The sequence below is a fragment of the Roseateles hydrophilus genome (genome assembly GCF_026712245.1).
Classification (GTDB): domain Bacteria; phylum Pseudomonadota; class Gammaproteobacteria; order Burkholderiales; family Burkholderiaceae_C; genus Pelomonas; species Pelomonas hydrophilus.
Map to the genome: position 1 here is coordinate 1 of NZ_JAPPUY010000002.1, position 24,933 is coordinate 24,933.

A 24,933-nucleotide genomic window follows, 5' to 3' on the forward strand; every position below is an offset into this window, starting at 1 on the left:
GACGTCCAGCAGGTCGGTCGCCGGATCGCGGACGAGCACCCCACCGAGGTTCGCGATCTCGCGCTCCGTGCCAGCCACCACCTCGGGATGCAGGCGACGCAGGAACTTGTTGACCTCGAGGAACTGGTAGTCGCGGTCAGGCTTGAAGCCAACAGCTTGGTAGGCCCTGATGAGGCTGCCGAAACGATGGATGTACGCCGCCGCGGACGGCATGCCTTCCGTCTCGTCGATGACCAGGCCAGACAGGAAGCCGCGGCGCTCGTACAGCCCGCGTAACTTCTCGATCAGTTCCGCATCGCTGAAACGGCGGGCTCGTGCCCGGATGATTCCTTGCGCCGTGTAGAAGGCCTCCTGCGAAACAACCGCCTCGAAGGCGCTGTCCTTGCGGATCCACATGTCGGGCCCGTTGATGACGCGCAGTTTCTTGAGCTTGAAGGAGATGCGGTTGTAGACGTTATTGCCGATGTACTTCTCGTTGGTCAGGATCTCGCGCACCGTGGCACGGGTCCAGTTGCGCCCTAAGTCAGTAAGCACTCCCTGATCGTTGAGGCGCCTAGCGATCTCGACCTCGTGCTGCCCCTCGTCGGTGAACCAACGGTAGATGTCTCGCACGATGCGGATCTCCCGATCCGGCCCGGGTGTGAGGATCACGCGGTCGGTCTGCAGGCTCTTGTGCTCGCCACGCGAGAGCTCGCTCTTCACGTTGCCGGCCTGGTCGACCAGCACGCGACGCAGGCCGAAGCCCGCCGGCCCCCCTTGCCGGAACCCCATCTCGATGAGCCGGCACTGGCCGGCAAACACCTTGGCCGACAACTCGCGGCTGTACTCGCCGGCCATGGCGCGCTTGACGCCTTTCACAATGGTCGACACCGGCGAACCGTCGTTCTCGAACTGCTCGGCGCAGTAGCAGACCTGGATGCCAGCGCGCCTGCAGACGTACTCGTAGTACGCGCTCTCATCGGCGTCCTGGAAGCGCCCCCAACGGCTGACGTCGTAGACGAGGATGACGTTGAAGTCCGCGTTGCCGGACTCAACGTCCCGAAGCAGGGCCTGCAGCGCTTCACGGCCATCGATTCTCAGACCGCTCTTTCCCTCGTCGGCATAGGTGCGGATGATCCGGATGCCGCGCCGCTCGGCGTATTCGCGGATCTTGTCCGCTTGGTTCTGGGTCGAGTACTGCTGGTGCTCCGTCGACATGCGGACGTACTCGGCAGCGCGGAAAGCGCTGGCTTGTTCTTCGCCGGGTTGTAGGTCTTCTGGCTGCATGTCCTTCTCCGCTCCTTGAGCGATGGGGAGGCACGCCACTCCGAACCATGAGAGACAGATCTGGCGTCCCGCCGAACGCTCACCGGGATCTCGAAGCCGTGCTACGAGACATTAGTCAGCGATCACGTTGTCATCCACGAGTCCTCTCTTTGCACGCGTCCTTCTTTGCAATCTCGCGGGCGCGTCAACACCATCTCGACCCGCCAGGCTGTGGGTTGGCCGCTTCTTTCATAGGAGAGAACGTCGACCCAGCAGCGACCGTTAGCCTGGTCCACCCCGAAAAATGACGCGTCACTTGTTGCAGGTCTTGTTTGTGACGCCCTGAGCGGGGCCGTCGGCTGCTTCCGCTCGCGGTAGGTTTGCCAGTAGCCTGGGTTTCGGGCGTGCCAGGCTCGCTGGGCCGCCGCCTGGTTCGCCCGGTAGTCCGGGTCCGCATCGAGCTTGTTTCGGTTCCAACGTCTGCGCCGCTCGCGCTGGCATTCGGGCGCCGAGCAGAAGGTCTGATGGGGCGATTGCGGACGAACCGTGAACTCTCGGCCGCAGGATGCACATGCCAACTGAGCCATGTTCATTCCTATCGAGATCGCAGGCCTGATAGCTGTTGCTCTTGGCCGCTTGGGGGGCGCCTGGGAAGGCTGAACTCCCTGGTCTGGTCCTGAACTTTGCGCTTCACGTCAGACCGGCTCAAGCGCGCCTTCACCGGTCCAACCTTGTCAAAGACCGTGCTCAAAGAAGCGCCCACGACACGTGTGCAAGAACTGTGGCGCACTCGAAGGTCAGTCGCACTAAGTCGTGCTGCGCCTGGTTGAAGACTGTGACGCGGGACCCGCCAAGTGCTTGATCCACCGTGCGCGCCAGAGCAACTACTTTGGCGCCCTACGGCTGACTGCGGTAGCAGCCAGCACTTCACTTCGCCGCGAGCTATCAGTCTTCTAGAAGGGCTGGAGACTTTTGCGGCGGGCAAAGGGAGGAAAACATGGGAACACGGCGCAAGCAAGGCGCAGCCGAAGACATCATGGAGCTTGTGGCCAAGCTGCCTTGGTGGGCCGGTGTCGGCCTTGCCGTCGGCTCCTACCTGATCCTTCACCCAATCGCTGAGCGCCCGGCCCCTGTAGCAACACAGTTGGATCAGCTGGGTTCGATGGCCGCTCAGGTGATCTGGCGAACGATGGCGTTTTACGGGCAGTACCTGCTGCCGGTCTTTTGCCTTGTTGGTGCTGTTGTATCGGCCCTGAAGCGTCGCAGCCGCAAACAGTTGATCGAGCACAGCACGGCGAATCCAGCTGGAGATGCGTTCAACAGCATGAGCTGGCAGCAGTTTGAGCAGTTGGTAGGTGAGGGCTTTCGCCGGCTTGGCTACCAGATTAAGGAGACTGGGCGAGCAGGGCCAGATGGTGGGGTTGATCTTGAGTTGCGCCGCGGCGGCGAGTTGCACCTCGTGCAGTGCAAGCAATGGCGCGCGCAGCGTGTTGGCGTCGATGTCGTGCGCGAGTTGTACGGCGTCATGGCTGCTCAGGGGGCCGCAGGAGGATTCGTTGTCACATCGGGTCGGTTCACCGCAGAGGCTGAGAACTTCGCGGTGGGCCGCAACGTCCAGCTCATCGACGGTGAGCAGTTGAAGAGTTTGCTGGAGCCCAACGCACATCACAGGCAGCCCGTGTCGGCCACAACGCAAGGGGATGACACCGGTGTGAAGTGCCCTTTGTGCGACAACAAGATGGTCTTGCGTGTCGCCAAGCGCGGGTCTCAATCAGGCAACCGCTTCTGGGGTTGTTCTGACTTCCCCTCTTGCCGTGGCACGAGGGACGTTTCGTTGCAGGGTAAGTAGTCATGCCGCCGCGACTCTCTGAATTGACGAGCGTCGCAGCCGTTCAGGCCGCACTCGATGAATACGAGCAACTCGGGAAAGAGGCATTCCTGCGGAAGTACGGCTTTCGCGAGGCTGCCAGCTACCTCGTCAGGAATCCGCGAACACAAGGATTGGCGGATTCCAAGGCGATAGCGGGCGCAGCTTTGGGCTACCAGTACCCGGAACGTGGTGGTCTCGGCCCGAAGGACTTCTCTGGTGGCGCTGCCACCGTGCGGCCAGTGCTGGAGCGGCTGGGCTTCGAGGTCGTCCACGAAGGGACCCCTTCAAGTGCGGCGAGCACCCATTGGTCGTCGGAGGAGGTCGCAGCCATCGTGGCGGACTACCTGGCTATGCTGCTGGCGGAGTTGAGCGGTCAAGCTGTCAACAAGAGTGCCCATCGCCGCGCGTTGCTCCGTAGATTGAACGGCCGTAGTGAAGCGGCCATTGAGTTCAAGCACGGCAACATCAGTGCGGCAATGCTCGAGCTCGGATTACCGTACATCCAGGGCTACCAGCCCAGGGCCAACTTTCAGCGCGACGTCTTGCTGCGAGAGATCGAGCTGCAGGTGGTTGGTCATCAGCGCTTGGACGCTGTCGTCATGGATGCTGCTCGCCGCGAAGTCGTCGAGCTTGAGCGAGACGACTTCAAGGCAGTCAAGGAGCCACCGCCAGAGGCCAATCTTGAATTGCGGGAGCCTCTGCCTTGGCGGCCGCGGCGGGCCTTTCGGCGCGACTATCTTGAGCAGGAAGCCGCGAACCGCTCACTCGGGCGTGCCGGCGAGGATTTCGTTGTGCGCTTCGAGCGCTGGCGCTTGCTGCAGCTTGGACTCGGGCAACTGGCGGAGCGCGTCGAGCACGTCGCCAAGACACGGGGTGATGGACTCGGCTATGACGTGCTGTCGTTCGAAGCCGATGGGATCGAGCGGTTCATCGAAGTGAAGACCACATCGTTCGGCAAACGAACCCCGTTCTTCGTGTCGTCAAACGAGGTGGAGTTTGCAAGGGCGACGCCAGATCGCTTCACGCTTTACCGAGTCTTCGATTTCAGAGCCGAACCGCATCTGTTCGAGCTACCAGGCAGGATCGAGTCGCATTGCTTGCTCGATCCCCACACTTTCAGGGCCAGCTTCGTCTGATGTTGACGCGTGCCAGCCACGCTATCGGCTTGTTGGTATCGCGTACCGCATCAAACGCCTTACCTGGTCAAGCAGTGGCTGAATTGATCTCTCAGCCCGGCCCCAACGGCGCCGCATCCAAATCCAGATCCACCCGCTGCCTCACCAGCTCAAACCCGCTGGCCAGCTCCCGCACGTCGTAGAGCTTGCCGCGCGCGTTCTTGAACGGGCGGTGCACCACGAGCATCCAGCGGTCGTCCAGTGTGCGGAACAGCATGCCGTGGCCGCTGCCCTTGGCCAGCCACACGGGGCCGTGTTCCCAGGGGCCGAACAGCTCGCCCGAGGGGGAGCGCGACACGGTCTGGAAGTAGCCGTCGTCGCCCCAGCTGGACCACAGCATGTGCAGGCTGCCGTCGGCCGTGCGGTAGAGCTGAGGGCCGTCGGTGACGATGATGCCCTGGCCCTGCTGCGGCTTGGCGGCGGGCGAGGCGTTGCCGCGGAAGAGCTCGCGCGGCGGGCCCACGGCGCGCAGTTCGTCGTCCAGCGGCACGGCGGCGAAGGCGCCCACGCGCAGCTGCAGCCATTCGTGGGCGTAGACCATCCAGGGCTTGCCGGCGCGGTCCAGGTGGAGCGTGCCGTCCAGCGTCATCAGCTCCTTTGACACCACGGGCTCGCCGCCGCGCACCAGCGTGAAGGGGCCGCCCAGCGTGTCGGCCACGGCCAGCACGGTGCTGCGGCGGTAGGTCTTCTGGCCGGGCACCGGGCTGGGCTCGGCCAGCGGAAGGCGCTCGTTGTGCACGGTGACGAACAAGTACCACTTGCCGCGCCAGCGGTGCACCTCGGGCGCCCAGCAGCCCTCATTGGCCCAGGTGTCGGCGGGCAGCTGGAACACCAGCTCGGGCTTGCTCCAGTGCTTGAGGTCGCGGCTGCGGTAGGCCATCACGCCAAGGGCCGCTTGGCCGGTGAAGTCGCCGTGGTTCTTCGTGAACAGCCAGTAGGTCTGGCTGGCGGTGTCAGTGACGATGAAGGGGTCGTGCAGGTCCATGCCGGGCAGCGTTAGCGTGCCGGCAGGTTGGGCCCAGGCGGGCAGTGCGCCGGCCAGCGCCGCGCTCGTCAGCAGGTGGCGGCGTTTCATCGCGGAGTGTCCTTGTTCAGCAGGCCGCGCTGGCGCAGCCAGTCTTCGGCGCGGCGGGGCCAGGCGGAGGCGTTGCCCAGGCCGTCGCGCATGCCGATGCCGTGGCCGCCCTGCTCGAAGACGTAGAGCTCGGCCGGCACGCCAGCGCGTGTGAGGGCCTGGTAGTGCAGCAGGCTGTTGTCCACCGGCACGGTCTTGTCGAACTGGGTGTGCAGCAGCAGCGTGGGTGGCGTGGCGGGTGTGACCTGCTGGTCCACGGACAGCAGCGTCAGCAGCGCCGGCTCGGGCTGCTCGCCGAGCAGCGCCTTGCGCGAGCCGGGGTGGGCAGCGGGCGGCATCAGCGTGATGACGGGGTAGACGAGCACGGCGAAGTCGGGCCGCGCGCTGACGGCATCGAGCGCGGCGCCGGTGCGGCCGTCGGCGTGGTCGAACAGCGTGCTGGCGCTGGCCGCAAGGTGGCCGCCGGCCGAGCTGCCCATGACGCCGATGCGGTCGGGCCGCACGCCGAACTCGGCCGCGCGCGAGCGCACCAGGCGCAGCGCGCGCAGCACGTCCTGCAGCGGCGCGGGGTGGCCCCAGTCCTGCAGCCGGCTTTTGAGGATGAAGGTGGTGATGCCCAGCGTGCTGAGCCAGGCGGCGTACTGCAGGCCCTCGCGCTGGAAGGACAGCACGCTGTAGCCGCCGCCCGGGCACAGGATGACGGCGGTGCCGTTGGGGCGGTCCACGGCAGGCGGCACGACGGTCAGCGTGGGCAGCGAGACATGGGCGATGCGGCCCTGCTCGTCGGTGCGCTCAGGGGCGGCCTCGCCGCGTGCGGCGGGCGCGTCGGCGCGGCGGGCGGGCGGCACGCCCTCGGGCCAAAGGGGCAGCACGGTGGGCAGCACGGTGGGCACCAGGGGAGCAGCGAGGGTCAGCATGGGCAGCAGGGCGGTCGACAGCAGCAGGCGGCGCTTCATGCCGGCGCAGTGTGCCAGCGGGCTGCCGGGCGACGCCCGCGCCGCCAGCAACGCTCAGCGGGATGACGAATGCGCGGCCGGCGGTGTGGGCGGCAGCCAGCTGCCCAGCTGCTGCATGGCGGCCGGCGTGCGCGCCAGGCTGCGGTGGTTGGTGCCAGCGAGCTGGTGCAGGGTGACGGTCGAGCCGGCGCGGCGCAGCGCATCGACGAGGTGGTGCGAATGCGCGTGCGGCACCTGGCGGTCGGTCTCGGCCAGCAGCACGAGCACCTCACAGCGCAGCGCCCGTGCGGCGGCTAGGCTGTCCAGCGGCGAGCGCAGCCAGGGCGTCAGCGGGGCGATGAGCGGGTTGCGGCGCAGCACGGCGTGCAGGCTCTTCAGCGGCGTGATGAGGGCGATGCGGGCCACCGGCGTGCCGGCGGCGGCCCGTCGCGCGGCCAGCTGCATGGCCACGCCCGTGCCCAGGCTGCGGCCGGCCAGGTGCAGCGCGCCGGGCGGCAGCGCGAGCCGCGCCAGGCCCCAGTCCGCAGCGGCTTGCGCGTCGGCCACGCAGGCGGCCTCGCCCGGCCAGCCGTTGCTGGCGCCGAGGCCGCGGTAGTTGAAGGCGAGCAGCGCGCAGTCGTCGGGCAGCCAGCCGGCGAGGTCGGGCGTCCAGGCCACATGCTCGTTGCGCCCGCCAAACCACAGCAGCAGGCGGCGTGCTGGGGCGTCGGCCGGCACGGTCAGCCAGCCCTGCAGCTGCACGCCGCCGGGCCGCGCCAGCCACACGGCTTCGCTGCGGCGCCGCGCGGCGGCCGGGCCGGGGGCGGCGCGGCGGATGCGCCAGGTGCGGCCGAACAGCAGCCGCCCTTGCAGCGCCACAACGGCGGCCGCCAGCGCGGGCACGCCGATCAGCGGCCAGGCCCAGGGGGAGAGGTGCAGCAGCGACAGCATGGCGGGGTATGAACCCGGCCAGCGTAGGCCGCTTGCATGACAGCCCGATGGGGTGGGCCCGCGGCCGGGCCGCCCGCCTTACAGCTGCCGCTCGAAGAAGCGCACGACGCGGGCGCGCGACTGGTAGGCCTGCGCCGCATCGGGCGTGAACTTCACTGCCGGCGGCACGCCGGTGCTGAAGAAGCTGCCCTGGATGGCGAACGGGTCGTTGACGGTCATGGGCACCATCAGGCGATCCCAGCCATGCGTGGCGTCGGGGTAGGCCACCACGCGCACGAGGCTGGTGCTGCCGTTGCTGGCGTTCGCGGCAGCGGCGAGGTCCTGGCAGGGCTTGGCGCTGTTGTCGTAGTCGTCCTTGGTGCCGACCTGGATCAGCACCGGCGCGCCGGTCAGGGCCAGCCACTGCACGCCGTACTGGGCCGGCGTGCTGCGCACGGCGGCCAGCAGCGGCGCGTTGTTCCAGGCGTAGCACACGGGGTAGTGCGCCACATGGGCCTTGAAGGTCCGGCCGCCGCCGAACTGGCCGGCATACAGCCGCTCGGCCGTGCCCATGCTGACCAGCCCGCCCCACGAGAAGCCCAGCACGCCAACGCGCGCGCCGTCGATGCCCGGCTGCTGGGCCAGGAACTGCAGCGCCGAGAAGGCGTCGGGGTAGGTCAGGATGGGCGCGGTGGGCCGCTGGCCGGGCGCGGTGTAGCCGCGCGCCTGCCACATGTCGATCTGCAGCGTGGCGATGCCGGCATCGTTCAGCGCGGCCTCGTAGAAGTCGCCACGCGCGTCGATGCCGGCCGAGCCGTGCAGGATGACGACGGCCGGCAGCTTGCGCTGACTGTGCCAGCCGCGCTGGCGCGGCACGCTGAGCTTGCCCTGCACCGTCAGCGGCGTGCCGGGCGCGGTGAGGTTGGGCGACGAGAACTGCACGAACGACACCGCCGGCCCGGCCGCGGCGCTGCCGTGTTCATGCTCGCCGTGCGCCTGCGCAGGCCCTGCCGTCCAGCTTGTGAGTGCTGCCAGCGCGGTCAGCGCCGCGCCCTTCCATCCTTGCCATGCCATGCTGTCCTCCGTTCAAGACCAAGTGCGGTCGTGCAACGTAACAGCGCTGCTTGCAGGGCGCTGCCTGGGACTTGCCTGTCGCGGTTTCAGGGGAGGGTGTGCGGTGTGGGCATGAAAAAGCCCGGCACGGTGGCCGGGCTTCATGGTTTGGTGGCAGGGGCAGTTGCCCCGCGCGCTCAGCGGTTGCGGTTGCGCAGACGCATCACGACGAACAGCAGGCCGGCGGCGAACAGCGCGTAGGTCTCGGGCTCCGGCACGGGGGTCAGCACTTCGGCGCCGATCAGCGTCTCGGTGGTGCTGGTGACCTTGGAGAGCTCGACCTCGTAGCGGTCGTAGTAATCCGTGCCCAGCCACACCGTCAGGCCGCTCAGGTCGACGCCGTTGCCGGCCAGCACGGCCACCTCGAAGAAGGTCGACGAGCCCGCGGCCAGGCCCAGCGACTGCAGCGCATTGCTGGTGAACACGTTGCCACCTGCCGGCGCAGCGCTGCTGTAGGTGGTCAGTGCCGTCCAGGCGCCGGTGCCGCCCTCGCGGTAGAAGAACGACGGCAGGGCCGGTGCTGCCGAGCCGAACGGCGTGGTTTCCGGCGTGTAGCTGCCCGATGCCGAGATATCGAGCACGGCGCCCAGCTTCTGGGCCGCAGTCAGCGTGCCGCTGAAGGTCACGATTTCATTGCCGCTGCTGTTGCCGGTAAACGTCTGGCTCCAGCTGAAGCTGTCGTAGTAGGCGTTGATCTGCGTCGTGGTCGTCGTGGCCTCGGTGACCGAGTACACATAGGCTAGGCCGGCCGTGGTGGCCGTCGGGGCGGTCTGCACGCGCTTGACGGTGCTGGTGTTCTCCACCGTCGACGAATAGGCGCCCAGGCCGGTGAGGTTGCGCGTCGAGGGCGACAGGGCGGCCTCATCCGCAGGCGTCACGTTGGTGTACGACACCGTGCCGGGCGTCAGCACCACGGCGGGCGATGCGATGGCAATGGCGGCAGCCGGCGACGCGCTCAGCCACGCAGCCGTGGCCAGCAGGGCCGAGAAGACAGGCTTGAAGCTCATGGAAATCCCCTGAAGATTGGTTTGCATTGGTATGCCGCGAGGTTAAAGCGGGAGTCGTGCCAACTTGTTCACGCCGCCCCCTCTGAATACGGGGGAACCCTTGGTTGTTAGGGGGGCTTGCCGTGAAGCCAGCCTTCGTCGCCGTAGTGGCCGGCACCCGCGCTTGCGCCGCGCTGGTGCGGCCGGCACTGCGGTGGCACCGGCCAGCCCCGCCACAGTGCGGGCGAAAAAAAGCCCGTGGCGAGCGCCACGGGCCGGGTCTTGTGCGGGCCGGTTCAGGTCAGAACGGGATGTCGTCGTCCATGTCGTCGAAGCCGGTCGACGCCTTGGGCGCCGGGGCCGGGGCGCGCTGGGGCGCGGGGCGCGGGGCCGGGCGGGCAGCCGGGCGGCCGCCGCCGAAGTCGTCGCCGCCGGCATCGCCACCGCGGCTGTAGCCACCGCCGCCACCGGCGCCACGGCTGTAGCCGCCGCCACCTTCGTCGCCGCCGCCGCCGCTGTCACGGCCGCCCAGCAGCTGCATCTCGGTGGCAATGATCTCGGTGGTGTAGGTGTCGCGGCCTTCCTTGTCCTGCCACTTGCGGGTCTTCAGGCGGCCCTCGACGTACAGCGGGCGACCCTTCTTGACGTACTCGCCGACGATCTCGGCCAGGCGGTCGTTGAAGACGACGCGGTGCCACTCGGTTTCTTCCTGGCGCTCGCCGGTCTCGCGGTTCTTCCAGTTGCGCGTGGTGGCCAGGCTCAGCGTGACCCAGGCGGCGCCGCTGGGGTTGTAGCGGACCTCGGGGTCCTTGCCGACGTTGCCGATGAGGATGACTTTGTTGACGCTGGCCATGACGCTCGCCTGAATTTCGATGGGGAAGGGGGCGAATTATGCCGGTCGGGGTGCGGCGCACCGTCAGCAACACCCCGCAGACCGCATCCCGCACCCGGCGGCCCGCACTTCGTCTCCGCAGCCGCCGGCCGCGTGCCGGGGCTCCCTAAGATGAAGGCATGGACTCCCTCGGCCCCCGCCCTGCCCCGCCCCGCCCCAACCGGCGGCTGTGGCTGGCCTATGCCGGCTGCTGCGCGCTGGCCTGGTGCTTGTTCGTGCTGGCCGGCAGCGAGTTCGACCGTGGGCTGGACCCGTTCTGGCTGGCCGTCTACCAGGCCACCACCATGCTGTGGGCGCCCATGCTGCTGGGCGTGGCCGTGTGGCCGGTGGCGCGCCGGCTGCATGCCAGCGACGCGACCGGCTCGGCGAACGCGATGGCCCACATCCTGGCGGCCCTGGCCTTCGCGGTGCTGTGGCAGGCCGGCGAGTACGTGGTGAATGTGCTGCTTTTCGGCGGCGACCATGCCGGCGCCGTGCTGATGGCCGGGTTGCTGTGGCGCTCGGTGTGGGGGCTGGTGGTGTATGCGGCCATCGCCACCGCGTTCACGGCGGTGCTGCAGGCGCGGGCGGCGCGGGCGGCGGCGGTGGCGGCGGCGCAGGCCGAAAGCGCGCTGGCCAAGGCCGAGCTGTCGGCCATCAGCGGCAAGCTGAACCCGCATTTCCTGTTCAACACGCTGAACACGCTGATCGCGCTGACGCGCAAGGACGCCGCGCAGGCCGAGGCGGCGCTGCTGCAGTTCGCGTCCATGCTGCGCTATGTGCTGGACACCAAGCGCGGCGCCGAGGACCGCGTCATGCTGACCGACGAGGTGGACTTCCTGCGCGACTACCTCGCGCTGGAGGCGCTGCGCCTGGGCCAGCGCCTGCGCGTGGACTGGCAGCTGGAGGAGCGCGTGATGGCCGACGAGCTGCCGCCGCTGACGCTGCAGCCGCTGGTGGAGAACGCCATCCTGCACGCCGTGGCGCCGCGCCGCGCGGGCGGCACCGTCACCATCACCGCGCGCCGCAACGCGCTCAACCAGGGCCTGGAGCTGGCCGTGGCTGACGACGGCCCGGGTTGCGCGCCCGAGGCGCTGACGCCCCAGCCCGGCCAGCGCCGCGGTGTGGGCCTGGCGGCGCTGCAGAAGCGCTTCTCCCTGGACTACGGCGGCCAGGCCCGGCTGCGCATCCACACGGCTCCCGGCGCGGGCTTTCGCGTCGATCTTTTCATCCCACAACCATGAGCACCACCGTCCTGATCGCCGAAGACGAACCGCTGGCCGCCGAGGCGCTGGCCGACTGGGTGCGTGTCACGCCGGGCCTGCAGCTGGTGGCCGTCTGCGAGGACGGCGAGGAGGCGCTGGAGAAGATCCGCGCGCTGCGGCCCGCGCTGGTGCTGACCGACATCCAGATGCCCGGCCTGAACGGGCTGCAGGTGGTGCAGGCGCTGCAGGGCGACGCCAGCCAGCCGCGCATCATCTTCACCACCGCCTATGACCAGCATGCGCTGACCGCCTTCGAGCTGCACGCGGTGGACTACCTGCTCAAGCCCTTCTCGCGCGAGCGCTTCGACGAGGCCGTGGCCCATGCGCTGCGCGACGCGGCGCCGTTGACGCCCGAGGTGGCGCAGGCGCTGACGGCCCCGCCGGAGGCGCCGCTGACCCGCCTGCTGGTGCGCGACCAGGGCAAGATCTTCCCGCTGCAGGTGGCCGACATCGAGTGCCTGCGCTCCGACAACAAGTACACCGCCATCAGCAGCCGCGGCCGCAGCTTCCTCGTGCGCCTGCCGATTGCGGACTTCGAGACCCGGCTGGATGCAACCCGCTTCCTGCGCGTGCAGCGCGGCTGCATCGTCAACCTGGACTTCGTCGACAGCCTCACGCCTGACGAGAACTCGCAGCTCGTCGTGCAGCTGCGCGACGGCACGCGTATCACGGCCAACCGCGAGGTGTCCAAGATGCTGCGGGAGCAGTCGCTGTGAAGGCGCTGCTGCCCGCCCTGCTGCTGGCGGCCGGCGCCGCCCAGGCGCAGCCCCCAGCGCCGCCGTCCACCCAGCCCGCCCTGCCCGCGCCGGCCGCCCCGGCGGCGCTGCCTGCTACCCCGGCCCCACCGCTGCCGCCGGGGCCCGGCCGCGTCTACACGCCGGGCGAGTTCGACCGGCTGGATCTGGGCGGCGCGGCGCGCGTGGTGCTGGTGCTGGGCGAGCGTGACCAGGTCTTCGTGGCCGGCGATGACGAGGTGCAGAAGGGCGTGGACCTGCGCCTGCGCGGCCGGCGGCTGGAAATCCAGCCGGCCGGGGGCTGGAAGTTCTGGCATGCGGACAAGCCCTTCGTGCAGGTGGAGATGCGCCAGCTCAGCCAGCTGTCGGTCTCGGGCGCCAGCGACCTGCACGCGCCCGGGCTGCTGAAGCTGGACCAGCTCAAGCTCAGCATCAGCGGCGCCGGCAGCGTGCGGCTGGACCAGCTGCAGGTGCGCCAGCTGAGCTTCGGCATCAGCGGCGCCGGTGACGGCCAGCTCGGCGGGCGCGTGGACGAGCTGTCGCTGCAGATCTCGGGCAAGGGCAAGGTGGTGGCCGACCGGCTGCAGGCGCACAAGGCGCGGGTCAGCGTCAGCGGCATCGGCAACGTGCTGCTGTGGGTCACGGACGAGCTGTCCGCCAACATCTCCGGCGTGGGCTCGGTCGACTATTTCGGCAGCCCCGCGGTGCAGCGCTCGGTGTCCGGCATGGGCAGCATTTCGAGCAAGGGCGACAAGCGCTGAGCCTGCACCGGCAGCTATCCGGAACCCGCCCGCAGCCATATGAAATCGCGATAACACCGCGCCCGAGCGGCCTGCAGAATGGCGCCGCCCTGCGGGGCTGGGTGGTGGCGCGTGCCACCGGTGATGCGGCCTTGTGGGGTGGATGCGATGACGTGGATGAAGCGCCTGGGTGGGCTGCTCGTGGTGGCCGGCCTGGGGCTGGCGGGCTGTGCCGGCACAGCCCACGAGCGTGAGGGCGAGCGGCGCGCCGTGGTCGCCGCGATCGACAAGGCCAACACCCACTGGATGGCGCTCAAGCCCGCGCAGGAGAACGCCTTCTGGGACGTGGCGGCGTATCACACCGGCAACGTCGAGGCCTACCGCGTCACCGGCGACCGGCGCTATCTGGCCTACACCCAGGCCTGGGCCGAGCACAACCAGTGGGAGGGCGCCAAGGGCACCGACAAGGCACGCTGGAAGTACAGCTACGGCGAGACCGACGACTACGTGCTGTTCGGTGACTGGCAGACCTGCTTCCAGGTCTATGCAGACCTCTATCAGCTGGACCGCGACCCGAAGAAGATCGCCCGCGCCCGCGAGGTGATGGAGTACCAGATGGGCACGCCACAGCAGGACTACCTGTGGTGGGTGGACGGGCTGTACATGGTGATGCCGGTGATGACCAAGCTGCACCGCATCACCGGCAATCCGCAGTACCTGGACAAGCTGCACCAGTACTACCGCCATGCCAACGCCCTCATGTTCGATGCGGCCGAGGGCCTGTACTTCCGCGATGTGCGCTACGTGTACCCCAAGCACAAGAGCGTCAACGGCAAGAAGGACTTCTGGGCGCGCGGCAACGGCTGGGCGTTCGCGGCGCTGGCGCGCGTGCTGGCCGAGCTGCCGGCCGAGCACCGCCACCGCGCCGAGTACGAGGCGCAGTTCCGCCGCATGGCCGCCGCGCTGCTGCCGCTGCAGCAGGCTGACGGCACCTGGGCGCGCAGCCTGCTGGACCCGGCCCATGCGCCCGGCCCCGAGACCAGCGGCACCGCCTTCTTCACCTACGGCCTGCTGTGGGGCATCAACCAGGGCCTGCTGCCGCGTGACACCTACCTGCCGGCCGCGCAGCGCGGCTGGCGCTTTCTGAGCACCGTGGCCCTGCAGCCCGACGGCCGCCTCGGCTATGTGCAGCCCATCGGCGACCGCGCCATCCCGGGCCAGGTCGTCAACCAGCAGTCCACCGCGCACTTCGGCGTCGGCGCCTTCCTGCTGGCCGGCGCCGAGATGGTGCGCCTGCTCGACCGCTGAGGCCCGCCATGCAACGACGCCACCTCCTGCAGGCTGCCGCGCTGCTGCCCGGCCTGAGCCTCACCACGGGCCCGGCCGCCGCCAGCGCCGCGCCCGGCGCCGAGCGCGCCTTCCAGCTCGACCTGCTGCGGCAGATGGCCGAGCCCGTGCTGGGCCTGATGTCGCGCGGCGAGCTCCAGCAGAAGTTCCCGCTGGAGGTCAGCCCCAGCTGGGACGGCCGGCCCAAGGCCGTGGCCTACCTGGAGTGCTTCGGGCGGCTGATGGCCGGCATCGCGCCCTGGCTGGCGCTGCCGGTGGACGACAGCGCCGAGGGCCGGCTGCGCCAGCGGCTGCGTGAGCAGGCGCTGCAGAGCTATGCCCACGCGGTGGACCCCGCCAGCCCTGACTACCTGATGTGGCGCGGCCAGAGCCAGGCGCTGGTGGACTCGGCCTACTTCACCAACGCGCTGCTGCGCGCACCGCAGGCGCTGTGGGCGCCGCTGGACGCCGCCACCAAGGCGCGCATCGTCGCCGAGATCCAGGGCCTGCGCCGCTTCGAGGTGCCCAACATCAACTGGCTGCTGTTCGCGGCCATGAATGAAGCCTGGCTGCTGTCCATCGGTGAGCAGCACGACCCGATGCGGCTGAACGGCGCCATCCGCAAGCTCAACGAGTGGTACGCCGGGGACGGCTGGATCAAGGACGGCCAGAACTTCCACTTCGACTACTACGGCGCCTTCGTCATGCACCCCATGCTGGTGGAGGTGCTGGAGGTGCTGGTGGCCCGCAAGGCGCCGTTCTGGGGCGCGAAGCCGGCCGAGCTGCTGGCCCAGGCGCTCAAGCGCGCCCAGCGCTTTTGCGAACACCTGGAGCGCCTCATCGGCCCGCAGGGCAGCTACCCGCCCATCGGCCGCTCGCTGACCTACCGCACCGCCGCCTTCCAGCCGCTGGCGCTGCTGGCCTGGCGCAAGCAGCTGCCGGCCTCGCTGCCCGAGGGCCAGGTGCGCGCCGCGCTGCATGCGGCCCATGTCGCCATCTGGGGCGGGCCCAGCAACTTCACGCCCGACGGCTTCCTGAACATCGGCTTCCGCGGCCTGCAGCCCGAGCTGGGCGACCGCTACTCCAACAACGGCAGCATGTACATCGCCAGCGTCGGCCTGCTGGCCCTGGGCCTGCCTGCCAGCGACAGCTTCTGGACCACCCCGGCCCAGGACTGGACGCAGAAGAAAGCCTTCGCGAGCGCCCGCTTCCCGAAGGACTACGCGGTGGACTACTGATGCCCCCCACCTCCCGCCGCGGCGCGCTGGCCGCGGGCCTGGCGCTGGCCGTGGCCGGCAGCTCCGGCATGGCCAGCGCGGCCGAGCCCACCCCGCGTCTGCAGCTCACCGTGCACCACACGCTGGCCGCCGCGCGGCCTGCCGAGACCATCGCCGTGCCGTGGCGCGAGGTGGCGCGCCAGCTGCCCGGCGCGCGCCTGCACCAGCTCGCCGTGCGCGACGCAACCGGCCGGCTGCTGCCCTACCAGGTCACCAACGTCGACCCGCAGGCCAAGGACCCCCGCGGCGAGGGCACCGCCTACGGCGAGCTGCTGTTTCAGCATGACTTTGCGGCCGGCGAGCAGCAGGCACGCTTCACCATCGAGAAGGCCGAGGCCGTCGTGCCGCCCTTCCCGGCGCGGGCGTTCGCGCGGCCCGTGCCCGAGCGGCTGGACGACTTCGCCTGGGAGAACGACCGCATTGCCCACCGCACCTACGGCCCGGCGCTTGCCGCCCCGGCGCCGCCGGGCAGCGGCAAGGAGGTGCTGGTCAGCAGCGGCATCGACGTGTGGTTCAAGCGCCCGAGCTACCTGGTCATCGACCGCTGGTACACCAAGGGCCACGACCACTACCACCAGGAGCAGGGCGAGGGCCTGGACATGTACGGCGTGGGCCGCTCGCGCGGGCTGGGCGGCTCGGGGCTCTGGAACGGCCAGCGGCTCTTCACCAGCGGCAACTACGCGCGCTGGCGCATCCTCGCCAACGGCCCCATCCGCGTCGCCTTTGAGCTGGCCTACGACACCTGGGACGCCGACGGCCGGCCCGTCAGCGAGCTCAAACGCTTCACGCTGGACGCCGGCCAGCTGTTCACGGCCGTCGAGAGTCGCTTCACCGCCGCCGGCCCGCAGCCGCTGCGCGTCGCGCTGGGCCTCAACAAGGCCCCCGCCTACACGTCGCAGGGCCCCGTGATCAGCACGCACCGCGGTGCCGACACGCTGGTGCAGTGGGTGCGCCAGCGCAGCGCGGGCGATTTCGGCACCGCCCTCATCCTGCCCGGCGCCGACGGCCATGCGGACGACGCGCTCAACGAACTCATCCTCGCCACCGTGGCCCCTGGCCAGCCGCTGCGCTACCACCTCGGTGCGGCGGTCAGCTGGTCCGGCGAGTTCACCAGCACCGAGGCCTGGCAGGCCCACGTGGCGGCGTGGCGCGAGCGCGTCGCGGCGCCCGTGCAGGTGCGCATCACCCCGCCGGCCGGCGGCGTGGCGCCGTGAAGCGCCGCGCGCTGCTGCCGCTGATGGCCGCCGCCGGGCTGGCCGGCTGCGCGCTGGGGCCGGCGCCGCGCGAGGTGCGCCTGGTGGACGTGGGCCCGGGCTGGGCGCGCAACTCAGTGAACGCCGTCGTGTTCCGCAAGAACGCGCTGGTCAGCGATGGTGACTGGCAATACATCGCCTACTACGACGACGAGGCCCGCGTCGTGCTCGGCAAGCGCCGTCTGGACAGCACGCACTGGACGCTGCAAACCACGCCCTACCGCGGCAATGCGCGCGACGCGCACAACAGCATCAGCCTCATGGTGGACGGCGCCGGCTACCTGCATCTGGCCTGGGACCACCACAACAACCCGCTGCGCTACGCCCGCAGCCTGCAGCCCGGCAGCCTCACGCTGAGCGGGCCGCTGCCCATGATCGGCCAGCAGGAACGCTCGGTCACCTACCCCGAGTTCCACCGCCAGCCCGACGGCGGGCTGCTGTTTTTCTATCGTGACGGCGGCTCCGGCCGGGGCAACCTCGTCATCAACCGCTACGACCCCGCCACCCAGGCCTGGACGCGCCTGCACGCCAACCTGATCAGCGGCGAAGGCCGGCGCAACGCCTACTGGCAGTCCACGCTCGACGCGCACGGCACGCTGCACCTGTCCTGGGTGTGGCGCGAATCGCCCGATGTGGCCAGCAACCATGACCTCGCCTACGCCCGCTCCCGCGACGGCGGCGTGAGCTGGGAGACATCCGAGGGCCGCCCGTACACGCTGCCCATCACCGCGGCCAGCGCCGAGATCGCCGCGCCCATCCCGCAGCGCCGCGAGCTCATCAACCAGACCGGCATGGCGGCCGATGCCGACGGCAACCCCTACATCGCGAGCTACTGGCGGCCCGAGGGCAGCGCCGTGCCGCAGTACCAGGTCGTCTACCGCCGCGACGGCCAGTGGCGCCGCCTGCTGCTGGACTGGCGGCGCACGCCGTTCTCGCTCAGCGGCGCCGGCACCAAGGCCATCCCCATCGCGCGGCCGCAGCTCATGCTGCGCCAGCGCGGCGGACGGCCCGAGGCGCTGCTGGTGTTTCGCGACGAGGAGCGCGGCAGCAAGGTCTCGGTGGCCCACATCACCGACTTCGATGCCCGCCGCTGGACGCTGCACGACCTCACGCCAGGCAGCGTGGGCGCCTGGGAGCCCAGCTTCGACACCGAACTCTGGCGCCGCCGCGGTGAACTGCACCTCTTTGTGCAGGCCGTGCAGCAGGTGGACGGCGAAGGCCAGGCCCAGGTGCCGGCCAGCCCGGTGCGGGTGCTGGAGTGGCGGCCCTGATGCGCTGACCGCAGCGGGTGGTGGCCCCTTGTGGCTTTGAGGCTTTGTGTTCAGCGGCTGCCCGCCATGGGCTGAACGCGGCGCAATGGTGCGGCTGTCACCTGATTGGGTGACAGGAAATCAATGGGCTGACCAAGCTACGGCGCTCGCCAGAATCGCGCCGCCGCAAAAAGAGCATCAGCGGCATGCAAGGGAGTTGTCGTGAAGTTGTCGATGACCAGCCCAAAACGGCTGGTCCTTGGTTTGGGCGGCTTGCTGCTGATCGCAGCAAGCTGGGCCCAGGACCGCAAGGATGTGCTCGACGCCATTGAGCGTGAGCGACTGCAGCAGATCCGTGACGCGCAGCTGCGCGTGACGCCACAACTCGCGGGTGCGAGAGGTGGTGTCTGGCTGGACCCTGTCGAAGGCGAGGCGCCGTGTTTCCACGTTCAGCGCGTGCATTTCAGGGGCGCGCCGCCCGGGTTCGCCGATGAACACCAGGATTTGCGGAGCTATGCCGGCGCTTGTCTCGGTGCGCTCAGCATCGAGCGTCTTCGTCAGAACCTCCAGGCGCGGCTGGTGGATCTGGGCTATGTGACCAGTCACATCACCGTGCCGCCACAGAACCTTGCCGATGGCGTCCTGCAACTGGACGTGGAACTCGGGCGCGTGGGTCGCATCGAGCGCAGGGGTGGGGCCAGGGCGATCGGTCGCAATGCATTGGCGCTGCGGACAGGCAATGTTCTGAACCTGCGCGACATCGAGCAGTCTCTGGAGAACACCTCGCGCCTGCCAAGCCAAGCTGCGCAGGTTCAAATCGAAGCCGCCGACGTGTCTGGCGAAAGCGTACTGGTACTGGCTGCCACGGAGCGCCGCTCATGGCGCATGACCGTGGGGGCCGACAACGCTGGCGCCAGCGACTACGGCAGCCTTCAAGGCTCAGCGCAGCTGGTGTTGGATGGGCCGCTGGGCCTGTCTGATCAGTTGGTGGCTTATGTGGCTGGCGCTCCAAAGCGGGGTGCTCCTTTTCAGCGCAGCGGCATGCTCAGCTACAGCCTGCCTTTTGGCTATCACTTGCTGTCCGTGACGGGCACGCGCAGCGAACACAACCGTCTCATCCAAGGCTTGTCGACCGTCTTCAGCGAGAACGGGCATGACGCGTCCTGGCAGCTACGCTGGCAGTGGACGCCCTGGCGCAGTGCCAGTGGCCGCGTGGCCGTCTGGCTCGGAGCCAGCGATCGGAGGAGCCGCAACCACATCGACGACGTTGAGCTGGTGCTTCAGCGGCGCAACGTCCGAACGACCGACTGGGGATTCAGCGGTTGGTGGCGGCGTGAGGCGGGCGAATTCCAGCTGGACTACGAGCAAGCCGTCAGCACCCGGCGCACCCTAGGCGCCGACGTGGTTCTGGATCCGCCGCCGCTCGCCCGCACCGCGCGCGCGCAACTGGGCTGGCAACGCCCATTCGGCGATTGGCGTTATGACGCCCGTCTTGCCTGGAGCGGCGTCCACGATGCTGCCAGCGGCGCCGATCTGCACGTGCTGGGCTCACGCTGGACCGTGCGCGGCTTCGACGCGCGCAGCCTCCTCAGCGGCAAGGAGCAAATCAGTTTGAAGCAGGACCTGCGAGGCCCAGGCGTCGAATTGCCTGCAGGCGTTGCCTGGCAGCCCTATGCAGGGCTAGACGTTGGCCGCATTGCTGGCGCCTTCTCCGGCGGGCGCACGCTGGCCGGCGCAACGGTCGGCGTGCGGGTCCAGTTTGGCGGCTTGTTTGGCGATCTTGCTGCTGCAGCGCCATTGCACAAACCCCAAGGATTCGACGCGGCCTCGGCCGTGGTGTACGCCAGTCTCAACTACAGCTACTGATCAGGGAACGACACGATGAGAAGCCACCAAAGAACCAGCTCCCGAACCCGCATCGCGCAAGCCATCCTTCTGCTGGGAGGGCTGCATGCCATTGCACCCGATGCGCTGCTGGCGGCGCAGGCGCAGACCACGGCAGATGCCAACGCGCCCGCTGGCCGCAAGCCCAAGATCGACACGGCTGGCAACGGTGCAACGGTTGTCCACGTCGCCCCGGCCAATAGCTCAGGCGTGTCGCACAACCTGTTCACACAGTTCAACGTGAGCGCGGCAGGCCTGGTGCTCAACAACTCTTCGGCAGCGCCCGGCAGTTTTGCGCCCGCACCGCCCCCGCCTGCACCGGCTCCCGCGCCTGCCCCAGCGCCCGCCCCCGCCCCGGCGCCGCGCCCGCGGGACCCCAAGCCCTGTTCGCGATGCATGATCCAGAGCCTGCCAGCGAGCGTTGCTGCCATTGATCTGCCTGCAACGGGTCAGGCGGTGGTGAGCGCCGCACCCGCGCCCAACGCAGAGTCCAGCACGTCAGTCGGCTACTCACAGCTGGCCGGCGCCATCGGCGGCAACGTGCTGTTTGCCGGCAACCCGGCCGCACAGGCGCGCCTGATCGTCAACGAGGTCACCGGCACGTCGGCCAGCATCTTGGCCGGCGGCATCGAGGTGTTCGGCATGCCGGCCGATGTCGTCATCGCCAACGCCAACGGCATCACCTGCAATGGCTGCGGCTTCATCAACACCAACCGCGCCAGCCTGGTCAGCGGCCGGCCGCTGGTGGGCTCCACGCTGGACGGCTTCTCGGTCAGCGGCGGCACGGTCGCCATCGGCGCCGCGGGTCTGAACGGCAGCAGTCTCACGTCGCTGGATCTCATCGGTGGCGCGGTGCGGGTGGACGGCTCGGTCACCCTGCCGGCCAGCAACAGCGCCATTTATGCCGTGGCAGGCGCCAACCAGGTCAGCTACAGCACGCTCGCGGCCACGCCGCAAGGCCGCAGCGACGCCCAGCCGGCCGTGTCCATTGACATCGGCGCCGCCGCCGGCATGTTTGCGAACCAGATCTACCTGCTGGCCAACGAGGCCGGCCCGGGCGTCAACATTCGCGGCCGGCTAGAGGCAGGCGCTGGCGGCCTGACGCTGGATGCCGCCGGCAACCTGAGCTTTACCGGCGCGCTCAAGACCACGGGTGCTGGTGCCACCGTGTTGAGCGCCCAGGGCGTGAGCGCGGCGGGCGCCTCCGTCGACAGCACGGGCCTGGCGTTGGTGCAGTCCGGTGCTGCCGTCAACTGGACGGGTGGCACCGTCAATGGCAGCGACGTGATGCTGGCCTCCGCAGGTGCTATGGGTACCAATGCCCTGGCGCTGCAGGCCACAGGCGACATCCGCCTGAACAGCGGCGGCGAGCTGACCTACAAGGCTGGCAGCCTCAAAGCCGGTGGTGCCGTGGCCGTGACTGCAGCGGGTGACCTGACCCTGTCACCCACCTCCAGCACCAGCCGCGTCTACGAAGGCAGCACCACGCGCGACCTCACCCGCTACACCCGCACCACGGTCGACGCGGGCGGCTCGGTGGCCCTGCAGTCCACTGGCGGTATCGTCACGCTGGACGGTGCCCAGATGCAGGCCGGTGACAGCATCGCCATACAGGGCAACGGCGTGGCGCTGCTGGCCCGCAAGGACCTGACCAAGGAGACCACGGTCAACGGCAACACCACGCTGATGCCCACCACCGAGAACCTGGTGCAGGCCCGCCTTGTGGCTGGCGGTGACATCGCGCTGTTGGCGAGCGGCACCGGAGCGGAGCAGGGCAAGCTCTTCATCACCGGCGCGAAGATCGAGTCCAACAACGGCCACGTCTCTTTGCTGGCCGCCAAGGACCTGGACGTCGCCCACGACATCACCACTGACACCACCTACGAGCGCTTCTACGAGGTCAAGCGCAAGTGGTTCAACAAACGCGTCACCGACATCACCAAGACCAGCCTGGAGGAAACGGCCAACCCCAGCGACATCAGCGGCCGTTCGGTGTCCTTGGGTGCTGGCGGCAACCTCAACATCGTCGGCAGCCTCGTCATGGCCGATGGCGCCGTCGGCCTGCACGCCGACCAGGACCTCAACCTGCTGGCCACGCAGGAAGCCAGCTATGCCTACGAGTCGCGCACAGTCAAGAAGAGCGGCATCTTCGGCAACGGTGGTCTGTCCATCACCATCGGCTCCAAGAGCCGCACCGACATCACCAGTACCCAGGAAACCCGCCAGGCCAGCACCAGCGTGGGCAGCCTGGCCGGCGACGTGCTGGCCACGGCCGGCGGCAGCTACCTGCAACTGTCCAGTGACATCACCGCCCCCATGGGCGACATCCACATCGCCGCGCAGAACGTCACGCTGCAAAGCAACAACAACACCCGCAGCGTGCTCAACATCGTGCGGGAGCGGCAGAGCGGCATCACCTTGTCCGCGAGCAACCCGCTGGTCAGCGCCGTGCAAAGCGTGGGTGAGATGGCCAAGATCGCCAAGCGCACGGAGAACGGCCGCTATCAGGCGATGGCCCTGCTCACCAGCGGGCTGACGGTCTACAACAACTACACCAACTTCGAGAGCCTACTCAAGGCCGACAGCCTCTCGGGTGCTGCGACGACCGGCGGCTGGACCTTCAGCGCAAGCCTGGGCAGCAGCAGGAGCGACTACGAAAGTCTCATCGGGTCCAGCACCCCCATCGAGTCCGGCGTCAACGCCGGGCGCAACGCCAGCCTGACGGCGACCGGCACAGGAGACAACGGCGACATCAACCTCATCGGTAGCCGTGTCACCGCCAGCGAGGGCCTCACGCTGCGCGCCAACCGCGACATCACCCTGGCCGCAGCGATCGGCCGCGACACCGAGCGAACCAAACGCACCAGCAGCTCTGCAGCGATCGGCCTGGCCTTCACTGTCGGCGGCCAAAGCAACGGCTTGCACCTGACGCTGGCCGCCAGCCGCTCAAACGCCTGGAGCAACGGCTGGGGTACCACCTTCTACAACAGCGAGCTGACGGCCGGCAAGCTGCTCAGCGTGGATGCCGGGCGGGACTGGAGCCTGACCGGCGCCAAAGCCACCGGCGAGACCGTTGTGGCGCGCGTGGGCAGCGCGGGCGCCGGCAAGCTCAGCATCACCAGCCCGCTGGACGAAACCTTCTACCAAGCCAAGGAACAAAGCTTTGGCTTCAACGCAAGCATCCCCATCCCGCCGTCGGGCTCGGGAGGCAGCTTCAGCCTGAACGCCAGCCAGTTGAAGCTGCTGGCCGAAGGCGAGTCCATCAAGCAGCAAAGCGCCATCGTGGCCGGTACCGGAGGCTTCGATGTGCGGGTCAACGGCCACACCCACCTCGAAGGCGGCGCCGTAGCGAGCAAGGCTGCCAGCAACTACTTCGTCGGACCTGCAAAACGCCCACAACCCGCATGAACACTGGTGATGCGGGGTGAATGCCGATGGTCAGAACTCCCAGAATCAAATTCAATGGTCATTGATTTCTGGGAGTTCTGGAGGAATGGCGATGGCGACCGACGACTTCTTCCGCGCACGGCTGGATGGCATGGTGGATCCCCGCCACCCGCTCGCGGTTCTCGGTCGGCGCATGCCCTGGTCTCAGATTGAAGCGTCACTTGCTCCGCTGTTCGCCCGCAAGGCCCGCATGGGCAAGTCCCGCGAGGACGCCGATATGTTTGGCCCCACGCTGGTGGTAGCCGCCGGCGGCGTGAGCCGTGCGGGCCGGCCGCGTCTGCCGATCCGGCTGATGGTCTCGCTGCTGTACCTGAAGCACGCGTTCAACGAGAGCGACGAATCCGTGGTCGAGCGCTGGTCGGAGAACGTCGTGTGGCAGCTCTTCAGCGGCATGGAGTACTACCAGAGCAAGCTGCCCTGCGACGCCACACAGATCGGGCGTTTCCGTCGCGTGCTGGGCGAAGCCGGCGTGGAGCAATTGCTCAAGACCACCATCGAAGCGGCGGTCGCAATGAAGGCGGTCAAGCCCGTCGAGTTGGAGCGCGTGACGGTCGACACCACCGTGCAGGAGAAGGCCATTGCCCACCCGACAGATAGCCGGTTGCTGGAGGTTGCGCGGGCCAAGATCGTGCGCCTGGCCAAGCGAGCAGGCCTGAAGCTCAAGATGACGCACGAGCGCGAGGGCCAGAGCTTGCGGCGTCGTGCCGGTGGCTACGCCCATGCCAAGCAGTTCAAGCGACTGCGCCAGGTGGTGCGCCGCCAGCGCACGATCCTGGGCGTGCTGCTGCGCGAGGTGCAGCGCAAGATGACGACGCTGGCGCAGGCCGCACAGGATCAGCTCAAGCCCTGGCTGGAGCGTGCTGAGCGGATCCGCAGCCAGCGGACTCACGACAAGAACAAGCTCTACGCCCTGCACGCGCCCGAGGTCGAGTGCATCTCGAAAGGGAAAGCGCGCCGGCCCTACGAGTTCGGTGTGAAGGTCAGCCTGGCTGTCGCACACAAGAGCGGGCTCATCGTGGGCGCTCGCAGCTTCCCCGGCAACCCCTTCGATGGTCACACACTGGCGCAGCAGCTCGAGCAGACCAGCACCTTGCTGCAGGATCTCGGCGTCAAGCCCATGACCGCCGTCGTCGACGTGGGTTACCGCGGTGTCGACGCTGACATCGCTCCGGTGGAGTTGATCCATCGGGGCAAGTACAAGTCCTTGAATGCGCAGCAAAGGCGCTGGCTCACGCGCCGGCAGGCCATCGAGCCCACCATCGGTCACACCAAGCACGACCACCGGATGGACAAGTGCTGGCTCAAGGGCAGCGAGGGCGACGCGCTGCACGCGGTGCTGTGCGCTGCCGGCTTCAATATCCGCTGGTTGCTGCGGGCGCTGCGGCGTCAGCTGCAGGCTGGCGGCCTGAAGCACGTTTACTTGGCCTTGATCGCCGTATGGACGACCTCTCTGGCAGCGGCGATGGCGGGGCTCAGCAGCGTCTTGGGTGCCAATGCCGACCTATCGCGTCAGCCGCCGCTCCACGCGTCATGACCGCGCGCTGCTCGCCGGGGCCG

At 68.8% G+C, this 24,933-nt stretch carries 19 protein-coding genes; 12 read left to right on the forward strand and 7 right to left on the reverse strand.

All coding sequences use genetic code 11. From position 1 onward, the window contains the following. The coding region (locus NYO99_RS07240; RefSeq protein ID WP_268166481.1) for a recombinase family protein at positions 1 to 1,266 on the reverse strand (1,266 nt) is incomplete at its 3' end. Positions 1,267 to 2,242: 976 nt separating this feature from the next. On the opposite strand from NYO99_RS07240, the gene NYO99_RS07245 reads away from it, so the two are divergent. Further along, positions 2,243 to 3,094 (forward strand): restriction endonuclease, encoded by an 852-nt coding sequence (locus tag NYO99_RS07245; RefSeq protein WP_268166482.1) that lies wholly within the window; start codon positions 2,243 to 2,245, stop codon positions 3,092 to 3,094. 2 nt (positions 3,095 to 3,096) lie between these two features. Further along, entirely contained in the window at positions 3,097 to 4,251 is a 1,155-nt protein-coding gene (locus NYO99_RS07250; RefSeq protein WP_268166483.1) for a protein NO VEIN domain-containing protein, read from the forward strand. Positions 4,252 to 4,342: 91 nt separating this feature from the next. Here NYO99_RS07250 and NYO99_RS07255 read toward each other — a convergent pair whose 3' ends face one another. The 6 genes from NYO99_RS07255 to ssb all read right to left on the reverse strand — a co-directional run bounded on the left by NYO99_RS07255 (position 4,343) and on the right by ssb (position 10,182). Continuing rightward, entirely contained in the window at positions 4,343 to 5,365 is a 1,023-nt protein-coding gene (locus tag NYO99_RS07255) for a glycoside hydrolase family 43 protein (protein ID WP_268166484.1), read from the reverse strand. Then, positions 5,362 to 6,321: an alpha/beta hydrolase gene (locus tag NYO99_RS07260; RefSeq protein WP_268166485.1), complete on the reverse strand. Its 960-nt coding sequence runs from the start codon at positions 6,319 to 6,321 to the stop codon at positions 5,362 to 5,364. The genes NYO99_RS07255 and NYO99_RS07260 overlap by 4 nt, the downstream gene beginning before the upstream one ends. Positions 6,322 to 6,375: 54 nt before the next feature. After that, the gene (locus NYO99_RS07265; protein ID WP_268166486.1) at positions 6,376 to 7,251 is read right to left on the reverse strand and encodes an alpha/beta hydrolase family protein; all 876 of its coding nucleotides are present in this window, start codon (positions 7,249 to 7,251) and stop codon (positions 6,376 to 6,378) included. A 78-nt stretch (positions 7,252 to 7,329) separates the two neighbouring features. Further along, positions 7,330 to 8,304, reverse strand: a complete 975-nt coding sequence (locus NYO99_RS07270) for a dienelactone hydrolase family protein (protein WP_268166487.1) — start codon at positions 8,302 to 8,304, stop codon at positions 7,330 to 7,332. Between the two features lie 176 nt (positions 8,305 to 8,480). Further along, complete coding sequence (locus NYO99_RS07275; RefSeq protein ID WP_268166488.1) at positions 8,481 to 9,350, reverse strand: PEP-CTERM sorting domain-containing protein; 870 nt, start codon at positions 9,348 to 9,350, stop codon at positions 8,481 to 8,483. Between the two features lie 280 nt (positions 9,351 to 9,630). Beyond that, the gene (ssb, locus tag NYO99_RS07280; protein WP_268166489.1) at positions 9,631 to 10,182 is read right to left on the reverse strand and encodes a single-stranded DNA-binding protein; all 552 of its coding nucleotides are present in this window, start codon (positions 10,180 to 10,182) and stop codon (positions 9,631 to 9,633) included. A gap of 158 nt (positions 10,183 to 10,340) precedes the next feature. Between ssb and NYO99_RS07285 the strand changes: the two genes are divergently transcribed. The 10 genes from NYO99_RS07285 (at position 10,341) to NYO99_RS07330 (ending at position 24,910) form a co-directional block, all read left to right on the forward strand. Further along, positions 10,341 to 11,444 (forward strand): sensor histidine kinase, encoded by a 1,104-nt coding sequence (locus tag NYO99_RS07285; protein WP_268166490.1) that lies wholly within the window; start codon positions 10,341 to 10,343, stop codon positions 11,442 to 11,444. Next, a complete protein-coding gene (locus tag NYO99_RS07290) occupies positions 11,441 to 12,181 on the forward strand; it encodes a LytR/AlgR family response regulator transcription factor (protein WP_268166491.1) in 741 nt (246 codons plus the stop codon). Before NYO99_RS07285 ends, NYO99_RS07290 begins: the two co-directional genes overlap by 4 nt. Then, positions 12,178 to 12,960, forward strand: a complete 783-nt coding sequence (locus tag NYO99_RS07295; RefSeq protein WP_268166492.1) for a head GIN domain-containing protein — start codon at positions 12,178 to 12,180, stop codon at positions 12,958 to 12,960. The genes NYO99_RS07290 and NYO99_RS07295 overlap by 4 nt, the downstream gene beginning before the upstream one ends. A 156-nt stretch (positions 12,961 to 13,116) precedes the next feature. Then, positions 13,117 to 14,247 carry a glycoside hydrolase family 88/105 protein gene (locus tag NYO99_RS07300; protein ID WP_268166493.1) on the forward strand — a complete coding sequence of 377 codons (1,131 nt, stop codon included), beginning with the start codon at positions 13,117 to 13,119 and terminating at the stop codon, positions 14,245 to 14,247. Positions 14,248 to 14,255: 8 nt separating this feature from the next. After that, on the forward strand, positions 14,256 to 15,503 hold the full coding sequence (locus tag NYO99_RS07305) for a DUF2264 domain-containing protein (protein ID WP_268166494.1): 1,248 nt from the start codon (positions 14,256 to 14,258) through the stop codon (positions 15,501 to 15,503). Next, positions 15,503 to 16,756, forward strand: coding sequence for a DUF4861 family protein (locus NYO99_RS07310; RefSeq protein WP_268166495.1), 1,254 nt, complete (start codon positions 15,503 to 15,505; stop codon positions 16,754 to 16,756). The genes NYO99_RS07305 and NYO99_RS07310 overlap by 1 nt, the downstream gene beginning before the upstream one ends. Next, positions 16,753 to 18,066, forward strand: a complete 1,314-nt coding sequence (locus NYO99_RS07315) for a BNR repeat-containing protein (RefSeq protein ID WP_268166496.1) — start codon at positions 16,753 to 16,755, stop codon at positions 18,064 to 18,066. The genes NYO99_RS07310 and NYO99_RS07315 overlap by 4 nt, the downstream gene beginning before the upstream one ends. Positions 18,067 to 18,267: 201 nt before the next feature. Next, on the forward strand, positions 18,268 to 19,911 hold the full coding sequence (locus tag NYO99_RS07320; protein WP_268166497.1) for a ShlB/FhaC/HecB family hemolysin secretion/activation protein: 1,644 nt from the start codon (positions 18,268 to 18,270) through the stop codon (positions 19,909 to 19,911). A 15-nt stretch (positions 19,912 to 19,926) separates the two neighbouring features. Further along, positions 19,927 to 23,337 carry a two-partner secretion domain-containing protein gene (locus tag NYO99_RS07325; protein ID WP_268166498.1) on the forward strand — a complete coding sequence of 1,137 codons (3,411 nt, stop codon included), beginning with the start codon at positions 19,927 to 19,929 and terminating at the stop codon, positions 23,335 to 23,337. 85 nt (positions 23,338 to 23,422) lie between these two features. Further along, the gene (locus NYO99_RS07330) at positions 23,423 to 24,910 is read left to right on the forward strand and encodes an IS5 family transposase (RefSeq protein ID WP_268167358.1); all 1,488 of its coding nucleotides are present in this window, start codon (positions 23,423 to 23,425) and stop codon (positions 24,908 to 24,910) included. The last annotated feature ends 23 nt before the right edge of the window (positions 24,911 to 24,933 follow it).

Coding starts and splice junctions, on each gene's coding strand:
- NYO99_RS07245 (WP_268166482.1), top strand. CDS start 2,243: ATGGGAACACGGCGCAAGCAAGGCGCAGCCGAAGACATCATGGAGCTT.
- NYO99_RS07250 (WP_268166483.1), top strand. CDS start 3,097: ATGCCGCCGCGACTCTCTGAATTGACGAGCGTCGCAGCCGTTCAGGCC.
- NYO99_RS07255 (WP_268166484.1), bottom strand. CDS start 5,365: ATGAAACGCCGCCACCTGCTGACGAGCGCGGCGCTGGCCGGCGCACTG.
- NYO99_RS07260 (WP_268166485.1), bottom strand. CDS start 6,321: ATGAAGCGCCGCCTGCTGCTGTCGACCGCCCTGCTGCCCATGCTGACC.
- NYO99_RS07265 (WP_268166486.1), bottom strand. CDS start 7,251: ATGCTGTCGCTGCTGCACCTCTCCCCCTGGGCCTGGCCGCTGATCGGC.
- NYO99_RS07270 (WP_268166487.1), bottom strand. CDS start 8,304: ATGGCATGGCAAGGATGGAAGGGCGCGGCGCTGACCGCGCTGGCAGCA.
- NYO99_RS07275 (WP_268166488.1), bottom strand. CDS start 9,350: ATGAGCTTCAAGCCTGTCTTCTCGGCCCTGCTGGCCACGGCTGCGTGG.
- ssb (WP_268166489.1), bottom strand. CDS start 10,182: ATGGCCAGCGTCAACAAAGTCATCCTCATCGGCAACGTCGGCAAGGAC.
- NYO99_RS07285 (WP_268166490.1), top strand. CDS start 10,341: ATGGACTCCCTCGGCCCCCGCCCTGCCCCGCCCCGCCCCAACCGGCGG.
- NYO99_RS07290 (WP_268166491.1), top strand. CDS start 11,441: ATGAGCACCACCGTCCTGATCGCCGAAGACGAACCGCTGGCCGCCGAG.
- NYO99_RS07300 (WP_268166493.1), top strand. CDS start 13,117: ATGAAGCGCCTGGGTGGGCTGCTCGTGGTGGCCGGCCTGGGGCTGGCG.
- NYO99_RS07305 (WP_268166494.1), top strand. CDS start 14,256: ATGCAACGACGCCACCTCCTGCAGGCTGCCGCGCTGCTGCCCGGCCTG.
- NYO99_RS07310 (WP_268166495.1), top strand. CDS start 15,503: ATGCCCCCCACCTCCCGCCGCGGCGCGCTGGCCGCGGGCCTGGCGCTG.
- NYO99_RS07325 (WP_268166498.1), top strand. CDS start 19,927: ATGAGAAGCCACCAAAGAACCAGCTCCCGAACCCGCATCGCGCAAGCC.
- NYO99_RS07330 (WP_268167358.1), top strand. CDS start 23,423: ATGGCGATGGCGACCGACGACTTCTTCCGCGCACGGCTGGATGGCATG.